Raw genomic sequence first — 6,481 nt, 5'->3', positions numbered from 1 at the left:
GACCGATCAGCACGGCCCCGCATACGAACCCGAACGCATGGGCTTCCCAGGCGATACGGGCGCCGTCCATGCCGGGGGCGAGCCCGACCAGACCAGCTGCGGCATTCACCGCCATGATCACGGCCGCCGTCGTCAGGAAGCGCGGGTCCCGAAGCGACCGTAGTCTGTGATCCGGCCTACCCAACAGCCGCAGAGCGCCGCCCATCAGGCCGAAGACCGCGCCTGAAGCCCCGACGAGCGAATCATAACTGGCCGGGTGGACCAGGCCATAGCCGCCCGTCGCGACCAGCCCGCACGCAATATAGAAGAGCAGGAAGCTGACTGCGCCCTTGGCTCCCCCCATCAGACGAGCCACCGGCGGACCGAATGCCAGGGCGGCGACGGCGTTCATCGCCACATGGGCCCAACCCCCGTGCACGAACATCGAGGTGAGAAGTCCCGGCCACCACTGCCCTGTCCACAGGGATGACGGCCGGAAGGCCAGGGACAACCCCGCGTCGGGCAGACGTTCCTGGATCAGGTACAGGACCGGCATTGACCCGGCGAGCAGGACGGCCACCGCCGGCGCGTTCAGAATCCGTTCGGCGGGCGGTTGGGTCAGGTCGGTCTCCGTTGGAAGGCGCGGTCACGCTGTCCGGCGCTAAAGGTCAACATGGCAAGTGGTTCTTAATAACCATGACCCAGATTGGCACGCAGGGTCCTTGCCGGCCCGTAAACCATGTTTGCGTGGAGCCGCCCGCCATGATCGTCCGGACCAAGGCCCTGCCAGCCCTCGCTGCCGTCGCCGTGGCGCTGCTGGCCCTGCCCGCCGTGGCCGCGGCGCAGTCGGCGGGTTCGTCAGGCATGGGCGCCTATACGGCCGGATACGGCGGGGCGCGCTACACCACCGCCCGCCCGCAGTCCGGTTCGACGCGGGACGCCAACGGCAACCGGCTGATCGTCGATGGAATCATCCAGGCCGGCGCCAGCACCTATTCGAGCGCCACGGGCGGGGTGTCATCCAGCTTTTCCGGGGCGGGCGGCGCAGGAGGGGGAACGGCCATCGGCGGCTCCACCGCCATCGGCAACAGCCTGAACGTCGTGGTTCAGGGCAATCACAATACGGTCATCGTCAATTCGACCCAGGTCAACAACGGCGCCGTCACCGCCGGAACCAGCCTGAACGGCACGCTGAGGCTTCCATGATCGCTGGCTCCATCTCACGGCGCCTGAGAACGGCCGGCGTCGCCTGTGCGACGGCGGCGCTGCTGAGCGGCTGCATCTCGTCCTCGGCCGGTCCGCAAGGCCTCTACGCCACGCCCATCGGCAATGCGCCGGTCACGGCCAATCCGACCCCCTACTCCGCCGCTCTCTACTGCATGGCCGACTACGCCCGGCGCTATAACCTGCCCTCGCCGCGCATCGCCGTGGGCCGGATCGCGGACTATACCGGCACGGTCTCGGCCGACGGCGGCCGTCAGGTCACTGGCGGCGCCTCGCTGATGGCCATGACCGCCCTGGCCAAGTCCGGCGCGCAGATGGTCGAGCGGTATGACACCTCGGTCTCCGAGATGGAGCTGCGCTACGCCAACAACCGGCTGATCGGCGACGACGGCCCCGGCGGGGCCGACGACGTCCAGTATCGCCGCATCCTGGCCGGCTCGGTGCCCGGCACGGACTTCTACATCATCGGCGGCATCACCGAGGTGAACTACAATATCCGCTCGGGCGGTTTCGATGCGGCCACGGGCCAGGCGACCAGCGCGACGCCCCTGTCGACGGCGTTCGCGGCCAAGGCCTATGTGATGAACATCGCCATCGACCTGCGGCTGGTGCAGACCACTACCCTCCAGGTCGTCGACGTCGTTTCCTACCAGAAGCAGATCATCGGCCGCGAAATCTCGGCCGGGGTGTTCGACTTCCTCAACGGCAATGTCTTCGACATCTCGGCCGGCGAGGGCGGGCTGGAACCGGTCCAGCTGGCCGTGCGCGCCCTGATCGAGCGCGCGACGGTCGAGTTCATGGCCAATCTCTACGGCGCCCCGGGACCGGAGATCTGCCTCAGCGCGGGTCCTGACCCCCTGGGCGGCACGGTCGGCCCGACCGGCGGCTATTATCCCGCTTACCCCAACACGGACACGAACAATGGCGAAACCCGCGCGGATCCGTCTCGCTGGCACGATCGCCGCGACGGCGCTGTGCGTCGCAGCCGCTACTGAGGCCGCGGCGCAGGACGGCACGATCGTCCTGAACCAACAGCTGCAACTGGGCGACGTCTTCGCCGGCCAGACGCTGAACGTCGTCGATTCGCAGGACCAGGTGACGGTCGAGACGTCGGCCCAGGGCAACAGCGCCTCGGGCGCGGTCTATAATGGCTCGATCACCGTTCAGTCCGACCAGACCATGCAGGGCGACGCGGTGGCGACGACCGACATCACCCTCGGCGGCGACACTTATGGGGCGGTCAACGCCACGAGCCAGGCGGGCGGCAACTATCTGGCCGTCAGCGCCTATGACGCGACCCTGACGCTCGATGCGACCCAGACGACCGACGACGGTCTGATCAGCGCCACCACAGAGGTCGGCGACAGCAGCGCCCGTCTGCACGCCGGCGCCGCCGTCGGCGCGTCGGCCATCTCCAATACGGTCGCCGTCTACGGCCAAACCTCGTTTGTCAGCGGGACGATTGATCAGTCCTCGTCCGCCATCGTCCGCTCTTTCGGCCGGATCGAGAGCCAGTACATCCCGGCCGAGGCCAGCGTGACCAGTCAGGCCATCGTCAACGCCATCGCGGTCAACAGCGGCCAGACCTCGGGCCAGGACCTGAGCATCGTGCAGCGCTCGTTCGGCAGCTTCATCGAAGCCGAGGCCAGCGCCAACGCGGGCAACGCCTGGGATCTCGCCGCCCGCGCCCGCGCCACCGCCAATCAGGCCGTGCTCTATAACGAAGGCGGCTCAGTCGTGAACGCGTCGGACCAGAGGAACTCAAGCTTCGTGCGCGCCTCGGCCCTGACCACCGCCTATGACTACGGTCGCGCCGAAGCCTATGCCCGCGGCGCGGCCAATGAACTCTCGGTCGGCAACAACGACATCTATGTCGAGATCGACAACACCCAGTTCAACACGGGCGGCGTGGACGTTATCTCCACCTTCTCCGGGACGAATGGCTATGACGTCGCGGTCGGAGCCGACGCCGTGGGCAACAGCGTTACCGGCTATGCCTGTTCGGAATGCCAAGGCTATCTGGAAGCCGGCAACACCCAGACCAACTCGGGCGATGTGTCGGCGGTCGCCAATACAACTGTCACGGGTTCCAACCGCACGGTGATCACCGGCGCAAATGCAGTCGGAAACTCAGCCAGCTTCTACGTCTCGCGGCCCGGAAATTAACATTCGGTAACTTGAGCCTTGCCGCCCGGTCGCCGAAGGGTTGCGCGGGGCGTCGGCGATAGGTGTATTGCGGTCCTTACCTGTTCTCCGGCGCGGCCCCGATCCGGGAGCCATCGCGCCTTTCGGAAAGAGACCGACAATGCGTTCCGCCCGTCTGTTCCTGCTCGCCGCGGCTTCCGTCGCCGTTCTGACCGCCGCCGCCCCTGCCCTCGCGCAGGTTCAGCCGTCCGATCCGTGGGCCCAGGCGACCAGCGACATTCCGGCGGATACGAACGTCCGCTTTGGCGTCCTGGCCAACGGCATGCAGTACGCCATCATGCGAAACGCCACCCCGCCCGGACAGGCCTCGTTCCGCCTGCGGCTGGACGCCGGCTCGCTGATGGAGAACGAAGACCAGCTGGGTCTGGCCCACTTCATGGAGCACATGGCCTTCAACGGGACGACCAACGTCCCCGAGAACGAGCTCCTGCGAATCCTCGAACGCCTGGGTCTGGCCTTCGGCGCTGACACCAACGCCTCCACCGGCTTCGACCAGACCGTCTATATGCTGGAGCTGCCTCGAACGAACGACGAGACCGTCGACGCCAGCCTTCACATCATGCGCGAACAGGTGTCCGAGGCCCTGATGGCCGCTGACGCCGTCGACGCCGAGCGTGGCGTCATCGAGGGCGAGGAACGCCTGCGCAACACCCCCGGCCTGCGTTCGATCAAGGCCCAGCTGGCCCTGCTCGCCCCCGGCCAGCGCGTCTCGCAACGACTGCCGATCGGCGACCTGAACATCATCCGCAATGCGCCGCGCGAGCGGTTCGTGGAGTTCTACGACGCCTATTACCGCCCCTCGCGCGCGACCTTCGTGGCCGTCGGCGACTTCGACGTCGACGTGATGGAAGCCAAGATCCGCGGCGCGTTCGAAAGCTGGGAGCCCCGCGCCGCTGACGGTCCCGAACCCGACCTCGGCACGGTCGCGCCCCGGGAGCCGGAAACCCGCATCCTTGTCGAGCCGGGCGTCCAGTCCTCGATCCAGCTCAACTGGATCCGTAATCCGAACCGCGACCCCGACTCCGTCGCCGAGCGCCGCGAGGACCTGCTCCGAAGCCTCGGCGTCGCCGTCCTGAACCGTCGCCTTGGCGAGATCGCCCGCACCGACAATCCGCCCTTCGCAAGTGCGGGCGGCGGCGAAGGCGACCTCGTGGACAGCCTGGACATCGCCTCCGTCTCGGCCCAGTTCGCCCCCGGCGAATGGAAGCGGGCGCTGGAAGCGATCGAACAGGAGCAGCGCCGCCTTTCGCAGTACGGCGTCTCGGAGGCCGAGCTCCAGCGTGAGATCACCGACATCCGCGCCAGCCTCGAGAACGCCGTCGCCGGCGCCGCCACCCGCCGCACGCCCCAACTGGCGGGCGGACTGACCAACGCCGTCAACGGACGCGACGTCTTCTCCTCGCCCCAGACCAACCTCGACATGTTCAACGCCGCGGTTGAAGGCGTGACCGCCGCCCGGATCAGCGAGGTCGTCAGGCCGGTGTTCACGGGCGAAGGCCCGCTGGCCCTGGTCATCACCCCGGTCGAAATCGAGGGTGGGGAGGCCGCCGTCACCGCCGCGCTTGAGGCTTCACGTCTGGTCCCGGTCTCGGCCCCGGCCGCCCAAGCCCAGTTGGACTGGCCTTACGCTAGCTTCGGCGCGCCTGGCGCCGTGCAGGATCGCCGCGAGATCGCCGAGGTCGGCGCCACGGTCGTCACCTTCGCCAACGGCGTGCGCATGACGGTCAAGCCGACGGCCTTCCGCGACGAACAGATCCTGATCAGCGTCCGCACCGGCATCGGCGAGCAGGGCATGAGCCCCAACCGCGCTGACCCGCAACTGCTGGCCGCCGCTATCGTGCCCCCGGGGGGTCTGGGTCGTCTGACATTCGACGAGCTCAGCCGCACCCTGAACGGCCGCATCTATTCGGCCGGCTTCCAGGTCGGCGGCGACAGCTACCAGCTTCAGGGCGCGACCCGTCCCGAGGACCTGGCGCTGCAGATGCAGGTTCTGGCGGCCTATCTGACCGATCCCGGCCTGCGGCCCGCGCCGATGCTGCTGATCAAGTCGATCTTCCCGCAGCAGATCGCCCAGCTGATGGCCACCCCCGGCGGCGCCTTCCAGATCCAGGGCTCCGGCCTGCTGGCCAGCGGCGACAAGCGCGAATCCCTGCCGACGGCCGAGGAGATCGCAACCTGGACCATCGACGAGCTGCGCGCCGGCGTCACCAGCGGCCTGGCCAGCGGCCCAATCGACGTGATCGTGGTCGGCGACCTGACCGTCGAGGACGCCATCGCCGCCGTGGGCCCGACCTTCGGCGCCCTTCCGGCCCGCGGACCGGACGCCCAACCGGCGGCCGGCGCCACCGTGCTGCGCTTCCCGGCCCCGACGGCCGAACCTGTCCGCCTGACCCACACGGGTCCTGCCGAGCAGGCCCTGGCCTTTATCGCCTGGCCGACCACCGACGCCGTCGGCGACCGCACGGACGCCCGCCGCGCCTCGATCCTGTCCGAAGTGCTCAAACTGCGCGTGCTCGAGGAAATCCGTGAGCGTCAGGCCCTGGCCTATTCGCCGGCGGTCCGCGCCAGCGCTTCAGACATCTATGAGGACTATGGCTCGATCTCGATCACGGCCGAGACGGCGGCCGACAAGCTGGACGCCTTCTACGCCGCGGTCGATGCGATCACCGTGTCCCTGCGCGACACGCCGGTCACCGAAGACGAGCTGAATCGCGCCCGTCTCCCGGTCATCGAATCGCTGCGCCGCAGCCAGGCCAGCAACGAGTACTGGCTGGCCCAACTCGGCGAGGTGGTCGACCAGCCGGGCGACATCGAGCAGATCCTGACCCACATCACGGACCTGGAGGCCCTCACCCCGGCCGACATCCAGACCCTGGCGCGTCAGTATCTGAAGTCTGCCACGGCCTGGAAGGCCGTGGTGGTCTCGTCCAACGTCCCGGCCGCCCAATAGGCGAAAAAAGGCCCCGGTCCTTGCGGATCGGGGCCAGTTTGCTTCTCAGGATCGTCGACGGAGCCGACGGTCGCACTTTGGGCCGCCGCGACTGACGCGCGGCTGAACGCCGGTGTTCACTCC

5 protein-coding genes (1 of these 5 only partly in view) are annotated in these 6,481 nt (G+C 68.2%); 4 read left to right on the top strand and 1 reads right to left on the bottom strand.

Features of this window, described 5'->3' with window-relative positions:
* Nucleotides 1-559, bottom strand: the 5' portion of a protein-coding gene (locus tag ACTIEW_RS01900) for a rhomboid family intramembrane serine protease (protein ID WP_439476208.1). It extends 74 nt beyond the left edge of the window; only the first 559 of its 633 coding nucleotides appear in the window; it begins with the start codon at nt 557-559; its stop codon lies off the left edge, out of view.
* 182 nt (nt 560-741) lie between these two features.
* Between ACTIEW_RS01900 and hfaA the strand changes: the two genes are divergently transcribed.
* From hfaA to ACTIEW_RS01880, 4 genes are all read left to right on the top strand, one after another.
* Nucleotides 742-1,185 (top strand): holdfast anchoring protein HfaA, encoded by a 444-nt coding sequence (gene hfaA, locus ACTIEW_RS01895; protein WP_439476207.1) that lies wholly within the window; start codon nt 742-744, stop codon nt 1,183-1,185.
* Nucleotides 1,182-2,198, top strand: a complete 1,017-nt coding sequence (gene hfaB, locus ACTIEW_RS01890; protein WP_439476206.1) for a holdfast anchoring protein HfaB — start codon at nt 1,182-1,184, stop codon at nt 2,196-2,198. The genes hfaA and hfaB overlap by 4 nt, the downstream gene beginning before the upstream one ends.
* A complete protein-coding gene (gene hfaD, locus ACTIEW_RS01885; protein WP_439476205.1) occupies nt 2,125-3,369 on the top strand; it encodes a holdfast anchor protein HfaD in 1,245 nt (414 codons plus the stop codon). Before hfaB ends, hfaD begins: the two co-directional genes overlap by 74 nt.
* A gap of 139 nt (nt 3,370-3,508) precedes the next feature.
* The gene (locus ACTIEW_RS01880) at nt 3,509-6,358 is read left to right on the top strand and encodes a M16 family metallopeptidase (RefSeq protein ID WP_439476204.1); all 2,850 of its coding nucleotides are present in this window, start codon (nt 3,509-3,511) and stop codon (nt 6,356-6,358) included.
* Nucleotides 6,359-6,481: the final 123 nt, after the last annotated feature.

It is taken from the genome of Brevundimonas sp. (genome assembly GCF_051860745.1).
Classification (GTDB): domain Bacteria; phylum Pseudomonadota; class Alphaproteobacteria; order Caulobacterales; family Caulobacteraceae; genus Brevundimonas.
Note: the sequence above shows the minus strand (reverse complement) of the source record. Positions and strands in the feature narration are given on the sequence as shown.

Bases quoted from the DNA above. Each gene is read 5' to 3' on its own strand.
- ACTIEW_RS01880 (WP_439476204.1), top strand. From the start codon at position 3,509: ATGCGTTCCGCCCGTCTGTTCCTGCTCGCCGCGGCTTCCGTCGCCGTT.
- hfaA (WP_439476207.1), top strand. From the start codon at position 742: ATGATCGTCCGGACCAAGGCCCTGCCAGCCCTCGCTGCCGTCGCCGTG.
- hfaB (WP_439476206.1), top strand. From the start codon at position 1,182: ATGATCGCTGGCTCCATCTCACGGCGCCTGAGAACGGCCGGCGTCGCC.
- hfaD (WP_439476205.1), top strand. From the start codon at position 2,125: ATGGCGAAACCCGCGCGGATCCGTCTCGCTGGCACGATCGCCGCGACG.